A 20603-nucleotide genomic window follows, 5' to 3' on the forward strand; every position below is an offset into this window, starting at 1 on the left:
GCATCGACGCCCGGTCAGCTGATGGCTGCCGAGATCGCCGAACAGCCGCAGGTGTGGCAGCGGCTACTCGGGGAGGGGTTGGCCGTCATCCGCGCCGCCGCCGCCCGAATCGCCGAGGCCGCACCGCGATTCGTCCTGCTCGTGGCCCGCGGCACCAGTGATCACGCCGCCCTGTACGCCAAGTACCTCGTAGAAATCCACCACGGGCTGCCCGCCGGCCTGGTGTCCCCGTCGACGATGACGGTGTACGGCGCCCGCCCCGATCTGCGCGACGTGCTCTACATAGCCGTCAGCCAATCCGGCGGCTCACCGGACCTGGTGCAGTCCTTGGAGGTCGCGGGCAAGCAGGGTGCACTGACGGTGGCCGTCACCAACAATCCCTCGTCGCCTTTGGCCGCCGCTGCCGAGTTGCATATCGACGTGCTGGCCGGGCCGGAACGCTCGGTGGCCGCGACGAAGTCATACACCGCCGAGTTGCTGGCGCTGTATCTGTTGCTCGACGGAACTGCCGCATCGGAGCTGCCCGAGCTCGGCGCGCAGGTGCTGGCCTACGACGAGCTGGTTCGCGCTGTAGCGCAACGCTATCGCTTCGCACAACGACTGATCACCACCGCCCGCGGCTACTCCTACGCCACCGCCCGCGAAGCGGCCTTGAAGCTCATGGAAACCTCTTACCTTTCAGCGCAAGCATTTTCGGGCGCCGACCTGCTGCACGGGCCGTTGGCGACGGTGGATCCGCAAGTGCCCGTACTGGCGATTGTTCCCGACGGCCCAGGCGGACAGGCGATGCTGCCGGTGCTCGAGCGGCTGGCCGAACGCAACGCCGATGTCTTCGGTGTCGGCGACGCATCGGCCCTGGAGTCGTTAGCCGGCGGAATCCCGCTGCCTCCCGGCGTACCCGAGGAGCTGTCGCCGATGCTGGAAATCCTTCCACTGCAACAACTTGCGCTGCATCTGGCAATCGCCCGCGGCGGGGATCCCGACAAGCCACGCGGGCTGCGCAAGGTGACGGAGACGCTGTGACGGTCATTGCCGCGGGAGCCGTCGTCGTTGCCGACCGCGTTTGTCGCCCGGGGTGGGTGTCCATCGCGTCGGGCCGGATCATCGATTGCGGCTCCGGCGCACCGCCTTCTGCTGCCGACGACCAGTTCCCGGATTGTGTTGTGGTGCCGGGGTTTATCGATATGCACGTGCATGGCGGCGGCGGCTTTTCCTATACCGACGGGGTTGCGGATGAGGTGCAGCGGGCGGCGGAGTTTCACCGCGCACACGGTGCCACCACGACGATGGCCAGCCTGGTCACCGCGTCACCGCCGGACCTGCTCCGCCAGGTCCGTGTTCTCGCCCCGATGACCCGCCAAGGCTCCGTGGCGGGAATCCACCTCGAAGGCCCGTGGCTCAGTGCGGCCCGCTGCGGCGCGCATGCCCCGGCACTGCTGCGCGCACCCGACTTTGCGGAGATCGACACTCTGCTGGAGGCCGCCGACGGCGCCATCCGGATGGTCACGCTGGCACCGGAACTGCCCGGCGCGCTGGAAGCGATCCGTTTTCTGACCGACGCCAATGTTGTTGTGGCCGTGGGTCATACGGACGCAAGCTACGACCTGACAAGACAGGCGATCGAAATGGGTGCGACCGTCGGCACCCACGTGTTCAACGGGATGCGGCCGCTGCACCACCGCGATCCCGGCCCTGCGCTGGCGCTGCTGGAAGATCCGCGGGTGACGGTGGAGCTCATCGCTGACGGCGTGCATGTGCACCTCTCCCTCGTCCGCCAAGTCATCCACAGCGCAGGCCCGGACCGGGTCGCACTGATCACCGACGCCATGGCGGCCGCCGGCCTGCCCGACGGTTCGTTCCGGCTCGGCACGGTGGACATCGATGTCGTCGACCGGATCGCGCGGGTGCGCGGGACTGCGACCATCGCCGGCGGCACCGCGACCATGGATCAGCTGTTCCGTGCGGCCGTCGAGACCCTGGGCGCGACGGACGAGGCGCTCGTCGCCGCGACCCGGATGACAGCCACCACCCCGGCTCGTGCGCTCGGGCTCAGCAGCGTGGGCAGTCTGCAGGTCGGATATGCGGCCAACCTCGTGGTCCTGGACCAGTATCACCAGGTCACAGCGGTGATGGCCGACGGCGAATGGCTGGCACTCAGCTAGTCAGTGTCGCGGCAAGACGACTTGTCGGTGGGGCGTGGCAATATCGAACATATGTTCGAACATGGTCGGCCGAAGGTGCCTTCGCCGGAGTCGATTGCCCGGCTAGAGGAGGGGTTCGAGGCCAGTTGCCCGACGGAGACCCCTGAGTCGAATGCCCTGGTGGAGCGGATCTGCGAAGCTTCGCGTGCGGAGAACCGGGCGGCCGCCGCGCGGTTCGACGGCGTCGCGGAGTTGTATGCGCTGCGGCTGCGCAACGTGGGCGGCAATGAGGAGTGGATCGTCAATCTCAGAGAATCCGTCTCCGCCGAGGTGGCCGCCGCGCTGAACATCAGCCGTGGCCTGGCGCTCAGTTCACTCGACTACGGGCTGGCGTTACGCGAGCGGCTACCGCAGGTGGGTCGGTTGTTCCGCGCCGGAGAATTGGACTTTTCCCGGTTCGCCACGATCGTGTACCGCACCGATCTGATCGTCGACCGCGACATCCTGGCCGCCGTCGATGCCGAACTGGCGAGGAAGGTGCCCCGCTGGGGATCGCTTTCACAGGGACAGCTCTCGGCACGGGTGGACAAGATCGTGGCCCGCCACGACCGCGATGCGGTGCGGCGACGTAAGGACAAGATCCGCAAGCGCGCCGTCGACATTTGGGACAGCGGCGACGGCGTCGCCGAGATCCGCGGGTGGCTGCGCAGCCTGGATGGGCAGGCCCTCGACAAGCGCCTCGATGCGTTGGCCGCCACAGTGTGTCGCGAGGATCCACGCACCAAGACCCAGCGCCGCGCCGACGCCATGGGCGCGCTGGCAGCCGGTAGCGATCGGCTGGCCTGTGAATGCGGTCGCGCCGATTGTGCGGCGGGGGCCAAGCCGGCGGCGAGCCCGGCGGTGATCTACGTGGTCGCCGATCAAGGCACCGTCGATGGCACTGATGACGCGCCTGCCGCGACCATCGACTGTGACTGGACGTTCCCAGCCGAACTGGTAAGCGAACTGGCCAAGTCGGCCAAGGTGGTACCGCTGATTCATCCAGAAGATGCACCGCCCGAACCTGGCTACACCCCGTCGAAGGCGTTGGCCGATTTCGTCCGCTGCCGCGACATCACCTGCCGGTGGCCCGGCTGCGAGCATCCGGCCGTGGACTGCGATTTGGACCATACGATCCCCTACAACAAGGGCGGACCGACTCACGCGTCGAACTTGAAATGTTATTGCCGCCTACATCATTTGATGAAAACGTTCTGCGGTTGGCGCGATCAACAATTGCGCGACGGCACCGTCATAGTGACCTCCCCGTTGGGGGAAACCTATGTCACCACACCGGGTTCGGCGATGTTGTTCCCAGGCCTCTGCAAGCCGACGGGTGAAATCGCTCTTCCCACAGGGGTAGTCGATGACCGCTGTGGTGAGCGCACCGCGATGATGCCCAAACGCCGTCGCACCTACGCGCAAAACCGGGCCGCGTACATCGCCGCCGAACGCAAGCAAAACCAACGTGCCCGCGAAGCCGCGCGAGAAGCTCACAGAGCCTTACTGTTCGGCCCGCACCCACCCGGCAACGACGACGATGACCCGCCGCCGTTCTGATCCGTTAGTGATTCCAGCGCCGCAGTAGTTCCCCTGCGCCGTCGTTCAATTGTGCAATGACCTCTGCGACCGGACGGGTGTCGACGACCATGCCGACGCCCTGTCCGGCGTTGACGCGCGTCGGCTCTCTGGAGGAGTCGCGTAATACGCGTTCGGGAATCGTTGGGGGCCAATGGTATCCCTGCTCGATGTCGAATGCCCGGGTGGTCATCGTGGAGTCCCCGTCAGCGGCCAAGACAGCCGAGCGCGCCTCGGGCGGCGTCAACGCTTCCGTACACGTGGTGAAGACGGTGCCCAGCCAGGCCGCCGACGCCCCCGCTGCCAACACCGCAGCCAGCCCCCGCGCAGAGGCGATCCCACCCCCCGCGAGCACCGGAACGTCAACCGCGTCAAGCACTTCGCACAGCAACGGCAGTGTGCCGACACGGGGTTCGCCGTGCCCGCCTCCTTCCAGGCCGCGGGCCACCAGCACGTCGACGCCGGCATCGACGGCCCGTCGTGCGGCATCGACCGTCGCCACCTGCGTCACCACCCTGACGCGCGCATCATGCGCACGCGATACCCAGGCCCAGTCGTCGCCGAAGCTCACCGACAGCAGCGCCGGCCGAGCGTCCAGCGCCACCTCGAACAGTTCGGGACGCTCCGACATCACCCAGTGCACCAAGCCAATCCCGAACGGGCGCCCCAAGTCGGCGACGTGCGCCAGCTCCGCCGTCAGCTGAGACGCCGTCGCCGAACTGCCCATGCCGATCATGCCGAGCCCGCCCGCCCGCGACACCGCGGCCGCCAGCGCTCCCCCGGCCGCGCCGCCCATCGGGGCGTTCACGAGAGGCACATCGATGCCCATCGCCCGGCACCACGCGGTTGCCACCGTCACAGCCAGCGATGTTACGGCTTTGCTACCGTGGGAGTTGTCAGCACATGACCCCGGACGAGGCGCACCGTACCCGGACAGCGACAAGACGGTGCCACGGAGGTGCATGATGGCTTGGCTCATTCTCGTCGTGTCCGGCGTCCTCGAAGCGGTGTGGGCAACGGCGCTGAGCAAGTCCGACGGCTTCACCCGACTAATGCCGTCAGTGGTGTTCGGAGTTGCCCTGATCCTGTCGATGATCGGGCTCGCCGTCGCGATGCGTACCCTGCCCGTCGGCACGAGTTACGCGGTGTGGGTGGGCATCGGCGCGGTGCTCACCGTGGCCTACGCGATGGCTACCGGCGCCGAATCGGCGTCACTGGTCAAGGTTTTGCTGATGCTTGGGGTGGTCGGCTGCATCGTCGGCCTGAAATTGGTCAGTCACTGACGGCGCTTGGTCAGCCGCGAAAGGCCCAGCGCACCAAGCGCTCCCATGGCAGCCCCCGCCAGGGCGCCTGACACGGCCGGCCGTTGGCGCACCTGCACCGTGATCTGCGCCGGCGCGGGCGGTTCAACCGGTGCGGCAGCAAGGTTTTCGGCCGACGTCGCAGCCCACGCCGTCGCAAACAGCACCAGCCGCGCGGTGATGTACGCAAACACCATGATGCCCAGCACCGGCCCGAACGTCGCGCCGGCCGGGCCGGTCACCACGCTCTGCAGGTAGAGCGACGCCACCTGCTTGAAGATCTCGAAACCCACCGCCGCCAGCAGCCCTGCGCGGATCGCGCTGACGAAACTCACCGACTCGCGTGGCAGCCGGGCGATCATCCACGTGAACAGCAGCCACGACACCACGAACGACATCACCAGCGACGCAATCCGCAGAACCACGGCCAACGCCGAGAAGTCTTGCACCCCAAACCATCTCAGCACCGCGGACATGAGATCGGGATCGCCCAGCGCCGTCAGCGCGATGGTGAGCACCAACGCCAAGAACGTCGACACCAGCGCCAGAAGATCGGACAGCTTGGTGCGCACAAACCCGACAGGCTCATGGCGTTGCAGCCACATCTGGCTCAACGCCTCACGCAGGTTGGCCATCCAGCCCAGCCCGGCCCACGCCGCCACCGCCAACCCGATGACTCCCACGGTGCCGCGCGAATCGATCGCCGAATCCATCAGCTTGACGAGTTGCTGGCCGAAATCACCGGAGACCGTGGACCGGATGCGCGACTCGATGTCGGCCATCAGCTCGGGTCGCCCCGCCAGCACGAAGCCACCGACGGAAAACCCCACCATCAGCAGTGGGAACAACGCGAAGATCGTGAAGTAGGTGATGCCCGCGGCGTAGAAGTTGCCCTTGGCATCGTCGTAGCGCTCCTGCGCCCGCATCACCCGGTCGAACCAGCCGAAGCGGGTCCGCAAACGATCGAGCAGACCTGGTTTGGCCGGTTCCGTCATACCAGCCTCCCGCGCTCATGAACGTTGCTGCAAGAACCCTAACCGGTCGTATACCCGCTTCAACGTCTTGGCAGACACGTCGCGCGCCCGCTCCGCACCGCGCGCCAGAATGCCCTCGAGTTCGGCCGGATCCGCGAGCAGCTCGTCGACTCGCGCCTTGATCGGCGTGACGAATTCGACGACGGCTTCGGCGGTGTCCTTCTTCAGATCGCCGTAGCCACGCCCGGCGTAGCCCTCGACCAGTTTGTCGATGTCGGTGCCGGTGACCGCCGACTGGATGGTCAGCAGGTTCGACACCCCGGGCTTGGCCTCGGGATCGAAGCGGATCTCGCGTTCGCTGTCGGTGACCGCGGAGCGAATCTTCTTGGCCGACGCCTTCGGGTCGTCGAGCAGGCTGATCAGCCCGGCCTCGGTGGCCGCCGACTTGCTCATCTTCGATACCGGGTCCTGCAGGTCGTAGATCTTGGCGGTGGCCTTGGGGATCATCACCTCGGGGATGACGAACGTGTCGGGGAAGCGGGCGTTGAACCGCTGTGCCACATCGCGGGCCAACTCCAGGTGCTGACGCTGATCCTCGCCGACGGGCACCAGATCGGTGTCGTAGAGCAGCACGTCGGCGGCCATCAGCACCGGATAGGTGAACAGGCCGACGGTGGTCGCCTCGGCGCCCTGCTTCTGCGACTTGTCCTTGAACTGCGTCATCCGCGAGGCCTGCCCGAAACCGGTGAAACAGCCCAGTACCCAAGCCAATTCGGTGTGGGCGGGCACGTGGCTCTGCACAAAGACGGTGCTGCGCGCGGGGTCGATGCCCAGCGCCAGGTACTGCGCGGCGGTCACCAGCGTGCGGCGCCGCAGCGTGTCCGGATCCTGCGGAATGGTGATGGCGTGCAGGTCGACCACACAGAAGAACGCGTCGTAGTCGTCCTGCAGCTCCGCCCAGTGCGTGACCGCCCCCAACGCATTGCCCAGATGCAGCGAGTCGGAGGTCGGTTGCGCGCCGGAGAAGACGCGGGCTCGGGTGCTGTCACTCATGATGTCTCGATCTTTTCATGCGTACTTGACGGTGACGGGGGCGTGGTCCGACCAGCGCAGCGCGTACGCCTCGGGCCTCTCCACCCGCGCGGACACGACACGCGCCGCCAACCGCCGGTTGGCCAGCTGATAGTCGATGCGCCAGCCGGCATCGTTGTCGAATGCCCGCCCCCGCCAACTCCACCAGGAGTACGGCCCCGGCTGGTCCGGATGCATGACGCGCATCACCTCGACCCAGCCGGACGCCAGCAGATCCGACAGCCACTGCCGCTCGCTGGGCAGGAACCCGGACTTTTTGACGTTCCCGCGCCAATTCTTGATGTCGTGTTCCGTATGGGCGATGTTCCAATCGCCGCATACGACGGCGTCGCGGTCCGAAGCCAGCGCCGTCATTCGCGACGCCAGCCCGGTCAGAAACCGCTCCTTCTCCAGCTGCCGCTCGGTGCCCGCCTCACCGGTGTGGACGTAGACACTGGCCACCGTCAACCCGGCCACGTCCACCTCCAAATACCTTCCGTGCGAAGCAAATTCGTCGTCACCAAATCCGACGCGCACCGCATCAATCGGTCGCCGAGAGAGCACCGCCACCCCGTTGCGACCCCTCAGCTGCGCACACGCCGCAGCCAGGTGCCAGCCGTCGGCCACCGCGGGCGCCACAGCAGCAGCCAACTGGTCGTCCGACGCGCGGGTCTCCTGCAGGCACACCACGTCGGCGTCGGTCTGCGCCAGCCACGCCAACAAACCCCGGTTCTCCGACGACCGTTGCTTGATGGCGGTCCGGATGCCGTTGACGTTGATGGTGCTGATGATCACAGGGCTCCTTGCGGTACCGGCGGTATCGCCTTAATGTCGGGCAGCATGACCGAACGCGCACCGATCCACCTCGGCTCCGGTGAACCGATCCTGCTGCTGCACCCGTTCATCCTCTCGCAGAGCGTCTGGAAGTATGTCGCGCCCCAGCTCGCCGAAACCGGCCGCTACGAGGTGTTCGCCCCCACCATGGCCGGCCACAACGGCGGCCCGCGGGGCCCGCTGTTCCTCGACTCGGGCTCGCTGGCCGACGACATCGAGCGCCGTCTCGACGCGCTGGGCTGGGGCACCGCGCACATCGTCGGCAACTCGCTGGGCGGCTGGGTTGCGTTCGAGTTGGAGCGACGGGGACGGGCCCGCACTTTGACCGGCATCGCACCGGCCGGCGGCTGGACGCAGTTCGCCCCGGCCAAGTTCGAGATCATCGGCAAGTTCCTGGCCGGCATGCCGCTGTGGCTGGTGACAATGCTGCTGGGCCAGCGGGTCATGAAGCTGCCAATCACCCGGCGGCTGGCGTACCTGCCGATCAGTGCCAAACCCGACGGCCTGTCCGACCCGGACCTGCGCGACGTGCTTGACGACGTCGCCCACTGCCCCGCCTACTACCAGATGCTGGTGAAGGCGCTGCGTCTGCCCGGCCTGCTGGAACTGGCCGACAGCCGCACGCCGACGCATCTGGTCATCTGTGAAAAGGACCGGGTGTTGCCGCATCCGCGGTTCACCCGCCACTTCACCACGCACCTGCCGCCGAACACCAAGGTGACGCATCTCGACGGCGTCGGGCACGTGCCGATGTTCGAGGCGCCGGGCCGGATCAGCGAGTTGATCATCGACTTCGTCGATCAATACGCCGGCCCGAAACGCGCCATCGGCTGACCCCCTAGTCCAGCGCCTTCTTGAAGGTGCCGGCGATGGTGTCGAGGAACTCCTCGCTGGTCTGCCACGGCTGCTCCTCGCCGATCAGCAACGCGAGATCCTTGGTCATCTGACCGCTCTCGACGGTGCTGATGACGCTCTCCTCGAGGGTGTGGGCGAACGCGACGACGTCCGGCGTGTTGTCCAGCTTGCCGCGGTGTTGCAGCGCGCGCGTCCACGCGAAGATCGACGCGATCGGATTGGTCGACGTCGGCTTGCCCTGCTGGTACTGCCGGTAATGCCGCGTCACGGTGCCGTGCGCAGCCTCGGCCTCGACGGTCTTACCGTCCGGGGTCATCAGCACCGACGTCATCAGGCCCAGTGAGCCGTAGCCCTGCGCGACGAGGTCGGACTGCACGTCGCCGTCGTAGTTCTTGCACGCCCACACGTAGCCGCCCTCCCACTTCAGGCAGGAGGCCACCATGTCGTCGATCAGCCGATGCTCGTACGTCAGCCCGGCCGCGTCGAACTGTTGCTTGTATTCCTCATCGAAGATGCGCTGGAACTCGTCTTTGAACATCCCGTCGTAGCCCTTGAGGATGGTGTTCTTCGTCGACAGGTAGACGGGGTAATTCTGTTGCAGCCCATAGTTGAACGTCGACCGGGCGAAGTCCTGAATGGACTTTTTGAAGTTGTACATCCCCATCATCACGCCGCCGCCCTCGGGGATGTTGACGACCTCGTGCACGATCGGCTCGCTACCGTCGTCGGGCGTGAAGGTGACGGTGAACGTGCCGGGTTTGTCAACCTTGAAATTGTCGGCACGGTACTGGTCGCCGAACGCGTGACGGCCGATGATGATTGGCTTGGTCCAGCCAGGAACCAGCCGCGGCACATTCTTGATCACGATCGGCGCGCGGAAGATGGTGCCGCCCAAGATGTTTCGGATCGTCCCGTTGGGCGACAGCCACATTTTCTTGAGGTTGAACTCCTTGACGCGGGCCTCGTCGGGGGTGATGGTCGCGCATTTGACGCCGACGCCGTGGCGTTTGATGGCGTTGGCGGCGTCGACGGTCACCCGGTCGTCGGTGGCGTCGCGGTGCTCGATGCCCAGGTCGTAGTAGTCGAGCTCGATGTCGAGGTACGGGTAGATGAACGTCTCTTTGATGAGCTTCCAGATGATACGCGTCATCTCGTCGCCATCGAGTTCTACGACCGTACCGTCGACCTTGACCTTGGCCATATTCGCCACCCCGACGTCAGGCGCGTGCTGACTCCAGGATCTCGTTGAACGTCTTGCTGGGCCGCATCACCGCCGTGGTCTTCTCGGGATCGGGGTAGTAGTAGCCGCCGATGTCCACCGACTTGCCTTGTACCCCAGTGAGTTCGGAGATGATGGTGTCCTCGTTCTCGGCCAGCGTCTTGGCCAGCGCGGCGAACCGGCCGGCAAGCTCCTTGTCCTCGGTCTGCTCGGCGAGTTCCTGCGCCCAGTACAGGGCGAGATAGAACTGGCTGCCGCGATTGTCGAGCTCACCGGTCTTGCGTGACGGGCCCTTGTCGTTCTCCAGCAGCTTGCCGATCGCGCCGTCCAACGTCTTGCCGAGAAGTTCGGCCCGATCGTTGCCCGTCTTTCTGCCCAAGTCCTCGAAGCAGGCGCCCAGCGCGAGGAATTCGCCCAGCGAATCCCAGCGCAGATGGTTCTCCTCGACCAGCTGATGAACATGCTTGGGCGCCGAACCGCCCGCACCGGTTTCGTACATGCCGCCGCCGGCCATCAACGGCACGATCGACAGCATCTTGGCGCTGGTGCCCAGTTCCAGGATCGGGAACAGGTCAGTCAGGTAGTCGCGCAAGATGTTTCCGGTGACGGCGATGGTGTCCTGCCCGCGGATCAGCCGTTCGAGCGTGTACCGCATGGCCCAGACCTGCGGCATGATCTGGATGTGCAGGCCCTCGGTGTCGTGCTCCTTGAGGTATGCCTTGACCTTCTTGCGTAGCTCGACCTCGTGCGGGCGCTCGGTGTCCAGCCAGAACAGCGCGGTCATTCCCGACGCCCGCGCGCGCGTGACGGCCAGCTTCACCCAGTCGCGGATCGCGGCGTCCTTGGTGACGGGCATGCGCCAGATGTCGCCTTCCTCGACGTTCTGCGACATCAGCACCTCGCCGGTGTCGATGTCGACGATGTCGGCGACCCCGTCCTCGGGAATCTCGAACGTCTTGTCGTGCGACCCGTACTCCTCGGCCTTCTGCGCCATCAGGCCGACGTTCGGAACGGTGCCCATGGTCGTCGGATCGAACTGGCCGTGCGTCTTACAGAAGTCCACCATCTCCTGGTAGATCCGGGAGAAGGTCGACTCGGGGTTGACGGCCTTGGTGTCCTTGAGTTTTCCGTCGGCGCCGTACATCTTGCCGCCGGCGCGGATCATCGCGGGCATCGACGCGTCCACGATGACGTCGCTGGGCGAATGGAAGTTCGTGATGCCGCGTGCCGAGTCCACCATGGCCAACTCCGGGCGGTGTTCGTGGACCGCATGAATGTCTCGGATGATCTCTTCGCGTTGCGTCGCCGGCAGCGCCTCGATCTTGTTGTAGAGGTCCGACATTCCGTTGTTGACGTTGACACCCAGTTCGTCGAGCACCTTCTGGTGCTTCTCGAAGGCCTCCTTGTAGAACACCTTCACGCAGTGGCCGAACACGATGGGATGGCTGACCTTCATCATCGTGGCCTTGACGTGCAGCGAAAACATCACGCCGGTCTCGTAGGCGTCCTGGATCTGCTCTTCGAAGAAGTCGCACAGAGCCTTTTTGCTCATGTACATGCTCTCGATGATGTCGCCCTCGTCCAGCTTCACCTCGGGCTTGAGCACTACGATCTTGCCGGGCTCGCCGCCTTGTTTGGTCTTCAGTTCCATCCGGACGTTGCGCGCGCGGTCCAGCGTCATCGACTTCTCGCCGTGGTAGAAGTCGCCGTGCTTCATGGTCGCCACGTGGGTGCGCGACGCCTGGGACCACTCACCCATGCTGTGCGGGTGCTTGCGCGCATACTCCTTGACCGCCTTCGGGGCGCGGCGGTCCGAATTTCCCTCCCGCAGAACCGGATTCACGGCGCTACCGAGCACCTTGCCGTAGCGTTCCTTGATCACCTTTTCTTCGTCGGTCTTCGGCTCCGCCGGGTAGTCGGGAACCGCGTAACCCTTCTCCTGCAACTCGGAGATCGCGGCGCGCAGCTGCGGCACCGACGCGCTGATGTTGGGCAGCTTGATGATGTTGGCGTCGGGCGACTGGGTCAGCCGGCCCAGCTCGCCCAGGTTGTCCGGCACCTTCTGCTCGTCGGTCAGGTAATCGGAGAACTCGGCCAGGATCCGGGCCGCCACCGAGATGTCGCTGGTCTTGATGTCGATGCCGGCCGGTTCGGTGAAGGTGCGAATGATCGGCAGAAAGCTGTACGTCGCAAGCAGCGGCGCTTCGTCGGTCAGCGTGTAGATGATGGACGGCTGCTCGGCATTCATCGTGTCTCCCGGCGTCATGGTGAGAATTTCTTCGCGTGTCGCCCGCCACGTTAGTCGTGGATCGTGCGCCAGTGGCGGGCTGGCCGACACAACCGAGTGGCATGTGTTCCACGGCGTGCGATATTCTGCTGGTCGGTCATGAGCGCCAGCGTCAAGCCCCGGCTTGCTGGCCGGCAACCCTCCAACCGCGGTGGGGTGCCCCGGGTGATGACCAGGTTGAGTAGCCGTTGACGGCTGCCGGCAAGCGCGGGTCCGTTGTGACGGGCCCCCAGAGAAGACAGACGGAGGTCCGTTTCGCATGAGCACGCCAGAACAGTGGGCGTTCGAGACCAAACAGGTCCACGCTGGTCAGACGCCCGATAGCGCCACCAATGCCCGGGCGCTACCGATCTATCAGACGACGTCGTACACCTTCAACAGCACCGATCACGCGGCCGCGCTGTTCGGGCTGACGGAGCCCGGCAACATCTACACCCGGATCATGAACCCGACGCAGGACGTGGTCGAGCAGCGCATCGCGGCGCTCGAAGGCGGCGTCGCCGCGTTGTTCGTCGCGTCGGGCCAGGCTGCGGAGACGTTCGCGATCCTCAACCTGGCCTCGGCGGGCGACCACATCGTCTCGAGCCCCCGGCTCTACGGCGGCACGTACAACCTGTTCCACTACACGCTGCCCAAGCTGGGCATCGAGGTCAGCTTCGTGGAGAACCCCGACGACCTGGACTCGTGGCGCGCGGCCGTGCAGCCGAACACCAAGGCGTTCTTCGGCGAGACGATCTCCAACCCGCAGAACGACATCCTCGACATCCCGAACGTCGCCGCGGTGGCCCATGAGGCCGGGGTGCCGTTGATCGTCGACAACACCGTCGCCACCCCGTACCTGATCCAGCCGATCAGCCACGGCGCCGACATCGTGGTGCACTCGGCGACGAAGTACCTGGGCGGTCACGGCGCCGCGATCGCCGGCGTAATCGTCGACGGCGGCACGTTCGACTGGACCAACGGGCGCTTCCCCGGCTTCACCACACCCGACCCGAGCTATCACGGCGTGGTGTACGCCGAACTCGGTCCGCCCGCGTTCGCATTGAAGGCCCGGGTGCAGCTGCTCCGCGATGTGGGTGCGGCGGCCTCACCGTTCAACGCGTTCTTGATCGCGCAGGGATTGGAAACGCTGAGCCTGCGCGTTGAGCGGCACGTGGCCAATGCGCAGCGCGTCGCCGAGTATCTGGCCGGACATCCCGACGTGGTGTCGGTGAACTATGCCGGTCTGCCCACGTCGCCGTGGTACGAGCTGGGACGCAAGTTGGCCCCCAAGGGAACCGGCGCGGTGCTGGCGTTCGAGTTGGCCGGCGGCGTGGAGGCGGGCAAGGCGTTCGTCAACGCGCTGACATTGCACAGCCATGTCGCCAACATCGGCGACGTCCGCTCGCTGGTCATTCATCCGGCGTCGACGACGCACTCGCAGCTATCCCCCGAAGAGCAGCTGGCCACCGGCGTCACGCCCGGCCTGGTGCGGCTCGCGGTCGGTATCGAGGGCATCGACGACATCCTGGCCGACCTCGAGCAGGGCTTCGCCGCAGCCAAGCCGTTCAGTTCGGCAACCCAGGATCCGCAGACGGTGGCGTCGTTCTGATGACGGTCTTCGACGTGTCTCCCAGATTGAGCTTGCCCGCCGAAGGCGAGATCGGCGTCGTCGACATCGGCCCGCTGACGCTGGAGAACGGCGCCGTGCTGCCAGAGGTCTCCATCGCGGTGCAGCGGTGGGGCGAGCTGTCGCCCAACCGCGACAACGTGGTGGTGGTGCTGCACGCGCTGACCGGTGACTCGCACATCACCGGTCCCGCCGGACCCGATCACCCGACACCGGGATGGTGGGACGGCGTGGCAGGCCCTGGCGCGCCGATCGACACCACGCGGTGGTGCGCGATCGCCACCAACATCCTCGGCGGCTGCCGCGGGTCCACCGGCCCGAGCTCGATCGCACCGGACGGAAAGCCTTGGGGCTCACGGTTTCCGCTCGTGACGGTGCGCGACCAGGTGGAAGCTGATGTGGCCGCCCTCAAGGCTTTCGGCATCACCGACGTGGCCGCGGTGGTCGGCGGATCGCTGGGCGGTGCGCGAGCACTGGAATGGATGATCGGCTACCCCGATCGCGTGCGGGCCGCGCTGGTGTTGGCGGTCGGGGCTCGGGCCACGGCCGATCAGATCGGCACGCAGAGCACGCAAGTGGCCGCGATCAAATCCGATCCGGACTGGCAGGGCGGCGACTACTACGGCACCGGCCGCGCCCCGTATCTGGGGATGGAGATCGCGCGCCGGTTCGCGCACCTGACATATCGCGGCGAGGAGGAGCTGGACTCCCGGTTCGGCAACTCCCCGCAGGGCGACGAGGACCCGGTCAATGGCGGCCGCTACGCGGTGCAGAGCTACCTGGAGCATCAGGGCGCCAAGCTGGCGGCGCGCTTCGACCCGGGCACCTACGTCGCGCTGACGGAGGCGCTGTCGAGTCATGACGTCGGCCGAGGGCGCGGCGGCATCGAGGCGGCGCTGCGGAGTTGTCCGGTGCCGACGATCGTCGGGGGCATCACGTCGGACCGGCTCTACCCGCTGCGGCTGCAGGAGGAATTGGCGGAGCTGTTGCCGGGTTGTAGCGAGTTGAACGTCGTCGACTCGATCTACGGCCACGATGGCTTCCTGGTCGAGACGGAGGCGGTCGGCAAGCTGATCCGTCGGACATTGGAGTTAGCGGAGCGGTGACCTCGAGCCAGCAGCGGTCATTGTCGTTCGGAGCGGAAGCCGCGGCATATGAGCGCGGCAGGCCGTCCTATCCGCCGGAGGCCATCGACTGGCTACTGCCACCGGATGCGCGCGACGTGCTCGATCTCGGCGCCGGTACCGGCAAGCTGACCACGCGCCTGGTCGAGCGCGGGCTGTCGGTGGTGGCGGTTGATCCGATCCCGGAGATGCTCGAGGTGCTCTCTCAGTCGCTGCCGGATACACCGGCGCTGCTGGGCACCGCAGAAGAGATTCCGCTGCCCGACGACAGCGTGGACGCGGTGCTGGTGGCACAGGCGTGGCACTGGTTCGATCGCGACCGCGCGGTCAAGGAAGTGGCGCGCGTGCTGCGGCCCGGCGGCCGGTTGGGCCTGGTGTGGAACACCCGCGACGAGCGAATGGGCTGGGTGAAGGAGCTGGGCCGCATCATCGGCCACGACGACGCCTCCGACCACGAGGTCACCCTGCCCGAACCATTCACGGGTTTAGAGCAGCATCAGGTCGAGTGGACGAATTACCTGACGCCGCAAGCGCTTATCGATCTGGTTGCATCGCGCAGCTACTGCATCACCTCACCGACGGAGGTGCGCACCCGCACGCTGGACAAGGTGCGGGAATTGCTTGCGACGCATCCGGCCCTGGCCAACAACAGCGGGCTGGCGCTGCCGTACGTCACCTTGTGTATGCGGGCGACGCTGTCGTAGGACAAAATAGCCAAAATGGCTAGAATGGCCGTATGTCCACGCTGACGTACCGCAACCGTGACGGCGACCTGGTCGACGTGCCGACCGTCGCCGCGACCCGCTTCAAGAACGAGTTCGGCGCTGTCCTGGAGCAGGCGGCGCTCGGCGGTGCGGTCGCGATCACCAAGCACAACACGCCGAAGGCGGTGCTGTTGTCCTACGCCGAGTTCGAGGCGCTGACGAAGGCGGGGGCGCCCGCGCTCGATGAGCTCAGCGACGAGTTCGACGAGCTGCTGGCCCGCATGCAGACCCCAAAGGCCAAGGCGGGCATGGCTGCCGCGTTCGATGCGACGCCGCAGCAGCTGGGCCGCGCCGCGGTGAAGGCGGCGCGGCCGAAGCGGCGGGGCTGACCTGCCGCGGCTCTATGTGCTCGCCGGCGTCAACGGCGCCGGGAAGAGCAGCATCGGCGGTGCGATGTTTCGCGCGGCCGGCGCCGATTACTACAACCCCGACGAAACGGCGCGGGCGTTGATGGCCGCGAATCCCGGGCTCGATCAGGTGCAGGCCAACGCCGCCGCGTGGCGCCAGGGCAAGCGACTGCTCGAACGGGCGATCGCCGAGGGGCTCGACTTCGCGTTCGAGACGACGCTCGGCGGCTCGACGATGGCCGGGCTGCTGGCGCAGGCGGCATCGCAGGGCATCGAGGTGCGGGTCTTCTACGTCGGCCTGCCCAACCCCGAGGCGCACATCGAGCGCGTGCAGCAGCGAGTGCGCGCCGGCGGCCACGACATTCCCGAAGCCGACATCCGGCGGCGGTGGCGGCACAGCCGTTTGAACCTGGTGCGGCTGTTGCCGCTGCTGACCGAGCTGCGGGTGTACGACAACTCCGCCCCGGCCGACCCCTCCGCCGGTCAAGCGCCGCAGCCAGTCCTGGTGCTGCACGTGGTGCGCCGCGACATCGTCGGCCCGCCTGACCTGTCGGCCACGCCGGCGTGGGCGAAGCCGATCGTCGCCGCGGCACTGAAAATGAGTTGAACGCCAACGCCGGGCTGGTTACCGTCGCCGACATGTTGGTCTCAGGTATGAGGTTGCGCACCGCCTAGCGGCGGATCTGCTCCTCGACGACACATCCGCCGCCGCAGCAGCTGTCACTGCTACTCGCGGAGTTGTCGTGTCTTCCCCTCATCACGGCCGGCATGAGACCGGCCAGAACTTCCTGTGCGACCGTCGCGTGATCGCCGACATCGTCGACATCGTCTCGCGCACAACGGGACCCATCATCGAAGTGGGCGCCGGCGACGGCGCGCTGACCCTGCCGATGCAGCGCCTCGGCCGGCCGATCACGGCCATCGAGCTCGACGGCCGACGGGCGGCGCGGCTGGCGAGGCGCACGGCCGGGCGGACCCGCGTGGTCGAGGCGGACTTCCTGCGCTACCGACTGCCGCACGCGCCGCATGTCGTCGTCGGCAATCTGCCGTTCCACCTGACGACGGCGATGCTGCGCCGTCTCCTGCACGCACCCGGGTGGACCGACGCCGTGCTGCTGGTGCAGTGGGAAGTCGCCCGGCGTCGTGCCGCGGTCGGTGGTGCCACCCTGATGACCGCGCAGTGGTGGCCGTGGTTCGAATTCGCCTTGGCGCGAAAGGTTTCCGCGGACGCGTTTCGGCCGCGGCCGAGCGTGGACGGCGGCCTGATGACGATCACCCGACGGGTCGAGCCGCTTGTCGACGACCGCGACCGCCGCCGTTACCAGGCGATGGTGCACCAGGTGTTCACCGGACGCGGCCATGGCATCGCGCAGATACTCGGCCGCCGGATCCCGCGACAGTGGCTGCTCAACAACGGAATCCGGCCCCGCGCGCTGCCCCGGGATCTGACGGCTGTTCAGTGGGTCTCGCTGTTCGAAGTTTTTCACCAACGGCCCCATCCGCGGAATACCGAGTGACACCGAATGACCAGGTGGCAAGGAGCGCAGGGTGAAGCGGCTGTTGTTCTGGGAGCCCACGTTGTCGGGCAGCTAGCTGGTACCCAGAGGGTCGATGGTCCAGGCGATGTAGAGCATCGCGGCGCTGACCGTCGCCGTGGTGGCGAAGTCGATGCCCTTGCTGCGCACCACCAGCAGCCCGGCGCGGTCGTCGGCCAGCGCCAGCCGCAGCGCCGCCGCCACCCCGACCCCGATGCCGATCACGAGTGCGCCGCGGCGCCAGTAGCCGGTGATCACCAAACCGAACGCCGAAATAAAGATCAAGCCCACCAACAGGATTGGCCACTGGCCGGTGACCACTTTGCGGGTGAACTCCCCAACGTTCACGTGCGTTCCGCGCGCTCGACGACGTTGGTCAGCAGGAACGCCCGCGTCAGCGGCCCGACCCCGCCGGGGTTGGGCGACACGTGGCCGGCAACCTCCCACACGTCGGGGTGGACGTCGCCGGTGAGCTTGCCCTCGACCCTGCTCACCCCGACGTCGACGACGGCCGCGCCGGGCCGCACCATCTCCGCGGTCACCATGTGCGGCACACCCGCTGCGGCGACGATGATGTCGGCCTGCCGGGTCAACGCCGGCAGGTCGCGAGTTCCGGTGTGGCACAACGTCACCGTGGCGTTCTCCGAGCGACGGGTGAGCAGCAGCCCCAACGGCCGGCCGACGGTGATCCCGCGGCCGATCACCACCACATGCGCTCCCGCGATCGCCACGTCGTAGCGCCGCAGCAGGTGCACGATGCCGCGCGGTGTGCACGGCAGCGGTGCGGGCTCGTTGAGTACCAGCCGACCGAGATTGGTCGGGTGCAGGCCGTCGGCGTCCTTGTCGGGGTCGATGCGCTCCAGCGCCGCGTTCTCGTCGAGGTGCTTGGGCAGCGGCAGCTGCACGATGTAGCCGGTGCACTCCGGGTTGGCGTTGAGCTCGTCGATGGTCTCGTCAAGCTTGGCCTGGCTGATGTCGGCAGGCAGATCCCGCCGGATCGACGTGATGCCCACCTTCGCGCAGTCGGCGTGCTTGCCGCGCACATACGCCTGCGACCCGGGGTCGTCACCGACCAGCACGGTGCCCAGCCCGGGTGTGCGCCCGGCGGCGGTCAGCGCCGCGACCCGTTCGGAGAGATCGGTGAAGATTTCGTCGCGCGTGGCCTTACCGTCCAGCGTGATAGCACCCACGCGCCCCATTCTGACAGGGCCGTGGGAGGCTCTTCGTATGAACACTGCGCCCAATGTGTTCACTGACGTTTTCAGTGGGGCCAAACTCGGCCCGGTAACGCTGCGCAACCGCATCATCAAGGCCGCGACCTTCGAGGCATCCACACCGGACGCGCTGGTCACCGACGACCTGATCACCTACCACCGGCTGCCCGCGGCCGGCGGCGTCGGCATGACCACCGTCGCCTACTGCGCCGTGACACCTGGCGGGCGCACCGAAGGCAAGCAGATCTGGATGCGGCCCGAAGCGGTTCCCGGGCTGCGCAAGCTCACCGACGCGATCCACGCCGAGGGCGCCGCGATCAGCGCGCAGATCGGCCACGCCGGCCCCGTCGCCGACTCCCGCTCCAACAAGGCCACCGCCCTGGCCCCGGTGCGGTTCTTCAACCCGATCGCGATGAAGTTCGCGAAGAAGGCCACCCGCGACGACATCGACGACGTCATCGAAGCGCACGCCAACGCGGCCCGCATCGCGATCGACGCTGGGTTCGACGCCGTCGAAATCCATTTGGGCCACAACTATTTCGCCAGCTCGTTCCTGTCGCCGTTGATCAACCGGCGCACCGACGAGTTCGGCGGATCACTGGAGAACCGCGCGAAAGTGGCGCGCGGCATGGTGCTGGCGGTACGCCGCGCGGTCAACGACCAGATCGCGGTGACCGCGAAACTCAACATGTCCGACGGGGTGCGCGGCGGCATCTCGCTCGACGAGTCGCTGCAGACGGCGAAGTGGCTCGAGGAGGACGGCGGTCTGGACGCCATCGAACTGACCGCGGGCAGCTCGCTGGTCAACCCGATGTACTTGTTCCGCGGCGACGCGCCGGTCAAGGAGTTCGCGGGAGCGTTCAAACCGCCGATGCGCTGGGGGGTGCGGATGATGGGCCGCAAGTTCCTGCGCGAGTACCCCTATCGCGAGGCGTATCTGCTGCGCGACGCCAAGAAGTTCCGGGCCGAGTTGACGATGCCGCTGATCCTGCTCGGCGGCATCACCAACAAAGAAACGATGGACCTCGCGATGGCCGAGGGTTTCGACTTCGTCGCGATGGGCCGGGCGCTGCTGGCCGAGCCCGATCTGATCAACCGGATCAAGGCCGACGCGTCGGTGCGATCCCGCTGCACACACTGCAACCAGTGCATGCCGACCATCTACAGCCACACCCACTGCGTGGTGACCGGCGCGCCGGATCACGTGCCCGCGAGCTAGCCGCCCGCCTCGGCCGGCAGCGGCGGCGGCAAGGGCGTCGTCGACGTGGGCGGCGGCGCCTTCGGTGCGCCGGGCTGGTGGAAGTCGACCATCGGCTCCTCACGGATCACCCGTTCGCCCTCCGCGATGACCAGTGATTTCGCGGTCACCAAATAGGTGATCCCGGCGTTCTCGACGACGAACGCGCCGTCGTCGGACCGCTTCGCGGGGACGACGAGTTTGGCCCCGTCGCGCAGCCGCACGCCGCGATACTCGAGCGTGTCGTCGGGACCTTCGCATATCGCGACACGCGAGCCCGCGGTGTGTCCGTACGCGACCGCGGTGTCGGCGCAGCGAGCGCTGGAGTCGACGTAGCCGCGGTCGTCGGTGGCCGGCGCAGCGCCGGCGAGAGGCATGTTCAGCATTGCTGCGGCGCATGACATGAGCGCCGCGAGCAGGACCGTGTTTGACCGCATTCCCCACCACACCATGAGCTCTGCGATACTGCGCGCC

Annotated in this window: 21 protein-coding genes and 2 riboswitches; of the genes, 12 read left to right on the forward strand and 9 right to left on the reverse strand. The window is 66.8% G+C overall.

Features of this window, described 5'->3' with window-relative positions:
• Positions 1-21: 21 nt before the first annotated feature.
• From CWS39_RS07060 to CWS39_RS07070, 3 genes are read left to right on the forward strand one after another with little or no spacing between them, the layout of a single operon-like run.
• Positions 22-1023: an SIS domain-containing protein gene (locus CWS39_RS07060; protein ID WP_102142203.1), complete on the forward strand. Its 1002-nt coding sequence runs from the start codon at positions 22-24 to the stop codon at positions 1021-1023.
• On the forward strand, positions 1020-2162 hold the full coding sequence (gene nagA / locus CWS39_RS07065; RefSeq protein ID WP_102142204.1) for an N-acetylglucosamine-6-phosphate deacetylase: 1143 nt from the start codon (positions 1020-1022) through the stop codon (positions 2160-2162). The genes CWS39_RS07060 and nagA overlap by 4 nt, the downstream gene beginning before the upstream one ends.
• Before the next feature lie 51 nt (positions 2163-2213).
• Positions 2214-3740: an HNH endonuclease signature motif containing protein gene (locus CWS39_RS07070; RefSeq protein WP_102142205.1), complete on the forward strand. Its 1527-nt coding sequence runs from the start codon at positions 2214-2216 to the stop codon at positions 3738-3740.
• Between the two features lie 4 nt (positions 3741-3744).
• Here CWS39_RS07070 and CWS39_RS07075 read toward each other — a convergent pair whose 3' ends face one another.
• Positions 3745-4587 carry a nitronate monooxygenase gene (locus CWS39_RS07075; protein ID WP_102142206.1) on the reverse strand — a complete coding sequence of 281 codons (843 nt, stop codon included), beginning with the start codon at positions 4585-4587 and terminating at the stop codon, positions 3745-3747.
• Between the two features lie 61 nt (positions 4588-4648).
• Positions 4649-4712: riboswitch (guanidine-III (ykkC-III) riboswitch) on the forward strand.
• 11 nt (positions 4713-4723) lie between these two features.
• Here CWS39_RS07075 and CWS39_RS07080 point away from each other — a divergent pair.
• Positions 4724-5041 (forward strand): DMT family transporter, encoded by a 318-nt coding sequence (locus CWS39_RS07080; RefSeq protein WP_102142310.1) that lies wholly within the window; start codon positions 4724-4726, stop codon positions 5039-5041.
• On the opposite strand, the gene yhjD is transcribed toward CWS39_RS07080, so the two are convergent.
• Genes yhjD through CWS39_RS07095 form a run of 3 tightly spaced genes read right to left on the reverse strand, consistent with a single transcriptional unit; the run spans position 5035 to position 7899 of the window.
• Positions 5035-6054 (reverse strand): inner membrane protein YhjD, encoded by a 1020-nt coding sequence (yhjD, locus tag CWS39_RS07085; protein WP_102142207.1) that lies wholly within the window; start codon positions 6052-6054, stop codon positions 5035-5037. The genes CWS39_RS07080 and yhjD overlap by 7 nt on opposite strands.
• Positions 6055-6069: 15 nt before the next feature.
• Positions 6070-7086, reverse strand: a complete 1017-nt coding sequence (gene trpS / locus CWS39_RS07090; RefSeq protein ID WP_102142208.1) for a tryptophan--tRNA ligase — start codon at positions 7084-7086, stop codon at positions 6070-6072.
• A gap of 15 nt (positions 7087-7101) precedes the next feature.
• Complete coding sequence (locus CWS39_RS07095) at positions 7102-7899, reverse strand: exodeoxyribonuclease III (protein WP_102142209.1); 798 nt, start codon at positions 7897-7899, stop codon at positions 7102-7104.
• Positions 7900-7944: 45 nt separating this feature from the next.
• On the opposite strand from CWS39_RS07095, the gene CWS39_RS07100 reads away from it, so the two are divergent.
• Complete coding sequence (locus CWS39_RS07100) at positions 7945-8772, forward strand: alpha/beta fold hydrolase (RefSeq protein ID WP_102142311.1); 828 nt, start codon at positions 7945-7947, stop codon at positions 8770-8772.
• Between the two features lie 4 nt (positions 8773-8776).
• Here the strand turns inward: CWS39_RS07100 and CWS39_RS07105 are convergent, their stop codons facing one another.
• Both CWS39_RS07105 and CWS39_RS07110 read right to left on the reverse strand, forming a co-directional pair.
• Positions 8777-9994, reverse strand: a complete 1218-nt coding sequence (locus tag CWS39_RS07105; RefSeq protein WP_431306092.1) for an NADP-dependent isocitrate dehydrogenase — start codon at positions 9992-9994, stop codon at positions 8777-8779.
• 16 nt (positions 9995-10010) lie between these two features.
• Entirely contained in the window at positions 10011-12260 is a 2250-nt protein-coding gene (locus tag CWS39_RS07110) for an NADP-dependent isocitrate dehydrogenase (protein ID WP_102142312.1), read from the reverse strand.
• A gap of 134 nt (positions 12261-12394) precedes the next feature.
• Positions 12395-12513: riboswitch (SAM riboswitch) on the forward strand.
• 45 nt (positions 12514-12558) lie between these two features.
• On the opposite strand from CWS39_RS07110, the gene CWS39_RS07115 reads away from it, so the two are divergent.
• The 6 genes from CWS39_RS07115 to erm all read left to right on the forward strand — a co-directional run bounded on the left by CWS39_RS07115 (position 12559) and on the right by erm (position 17660).
• The gene (locus tag CWS39_RS07115; RefSeq protein WP_102142211.1) at positions 12559-13890 is read left to right on the forward strand and encodes a bifunctional o-acetylhomoserine/o-acetylserine sulfhydrylase; all 1332 of its coding nucleotides are present in this window, start codon (positions 12559-12561) and stop codon (positions 13888-13890) included.
• Complete coding sequence (gene metX, locus CWS39_RS07120) at positions 13890-15014, forward strand: homoserine O-acetyltransferase MetX (RefSeq protein ID WP_102142212.1); 1125 nt, start codon at positions 13890-13892, stop codon at positions 15012-15014. The genes CWS39_RS07115 and metX overlap by 1 nt, the downstream gene beginning before the upstream one ends.
• On the forward strand, positions 15011-15736 hold the full coding sequence (locus CWS39_RS07125; protein ID WP_102142213.1) for a class I SAM-dependent methyltransferase: 726 nt from the start codon (positions 15011-15013) through the stop codon (positions 15734-15736). The genes metX and CWS39_RS07125 overlap by 4 nt, the downstream gene beginning before the upstream one ends.
• A gap of 32 nt (positions 15737-15768) precedes the next feature.
• Positions 15769-16125 carry a type II toxin-antitoxin system Phd/YefM family antitoxin gene (locus tag CWS39_RS07130; RefSeq protein ID WP_102142214.1) on the forward strand — a complete coding sequence of 119 codons (357 nt, stop codon included), beginning with the start codon at positions 15769-15771 and terminating at the stop codon, positions 16123-16125.
• A gap of 16 nt (positions 16126-16141) precedes the next feature.
• The gene (locus CWS39_RS07135) at positions 16142-16750 is read left to right on the forward strand and encodes an ATPase (RefSeq protein ID WP_102142215.1); all 609 of its coding nucleotides are present in this window, start codon (positions 16142-16144) and stop codon (positions 16748-16750) included.
• Between the two features lie 136 nt (positions 16751-16886).
• Positions 16887-17660: a 23S ribosomal RNA methyltransferase Erm gene (gene erm / locus CWS39_RS07140; RefSeq protein WP_102142216.1), complete on the forward strand. Its 774-nt coding sequence runs from the start codon at positions 16887-16889 to the stop codon at positions 17658-17660.
• Between the two features lie 72 nt (positions 17661-17732).
• Here the strand turns inward: erm and CWS39_RS07145 are convergent, their stop codons facing one another.
• Together CWS39_RS07145 and CWS39_RS07150 are read right to left on the reverse strand one after the other, a co-directional pair.
• Positions 17733-18026: a DUF3017 domain-containing protein gene (locus CWS39_RS07145; protein ID WP_102142217.1), complete on the reverse strand. Its 294-nt coding sequence runs from the start codon at positions 18024-18026 to the stop codon at positions 17733-17735.
• Entirely contained in the window at positions 18023-18868 is an 846-nt protein-coding gene (locus CWS39_RS07150; protein WP_102142313.1) for a bifunctional methylenetetrahydrofolate dehydrogenase/methenyltetrahydrofolate cyclohydrolase, read from the reverse strand. The genes CWS39_RS07145 and CWS39_RS07150 overlap by 4 nt, the downstream gene beginning before the upstream one ends.
• A 37-nt stretch (positions 18869-18905) precedes the next feature.
• Between CWS39_RS07150 and CWS39_RS07155 the strand changes: the two genes are divergently transcribed.
• The gene (locus CWS39_RS07155; protein ID WP_102142218.1) at positions 18906-20111 is read left to right on the forward strand and encodes an NADH:flavin oxidoreductase; all 1206 of its coding nucleotides are present in this window, start codon (positions 18906-18908) and stop codon (positions 20109-20111) included.
• Here CWS39_RS07155 and CWS39_RS07160 read toward each other — a convergent pair.
• Positions 20108-20566 carry a hypothetical protein gene (locus tag CWS39_RS07160; RefSeq protein ID WP_102142219.1) on the reverse strand — a complete coding sequence of 153 codons (459 nt, stop codon included), beginning with the start codon at positions 20564-20566 and terminating at the stop codon, positions 20108-20110. The two genes, CWS39_RS07155 and CWS39_RS07160, sit on opposite strands and share 4 nt — an antisense overlap.
• Between the last annotated feature and the right edge of the window lie 37 nt (positions 20567-20603).

Origin of the sequence: Mycobacterium hubeiense (assembly GCF_002838065.1) — a bacterium.
In the GTDB taxonomy this organism is placed as follows: Bacteria; Actinomycetota; Actinomycetes; order Mycobacteriales; family Mycobacteriaceae; genus Mycobacterium; species Mycobacterium hubeiense.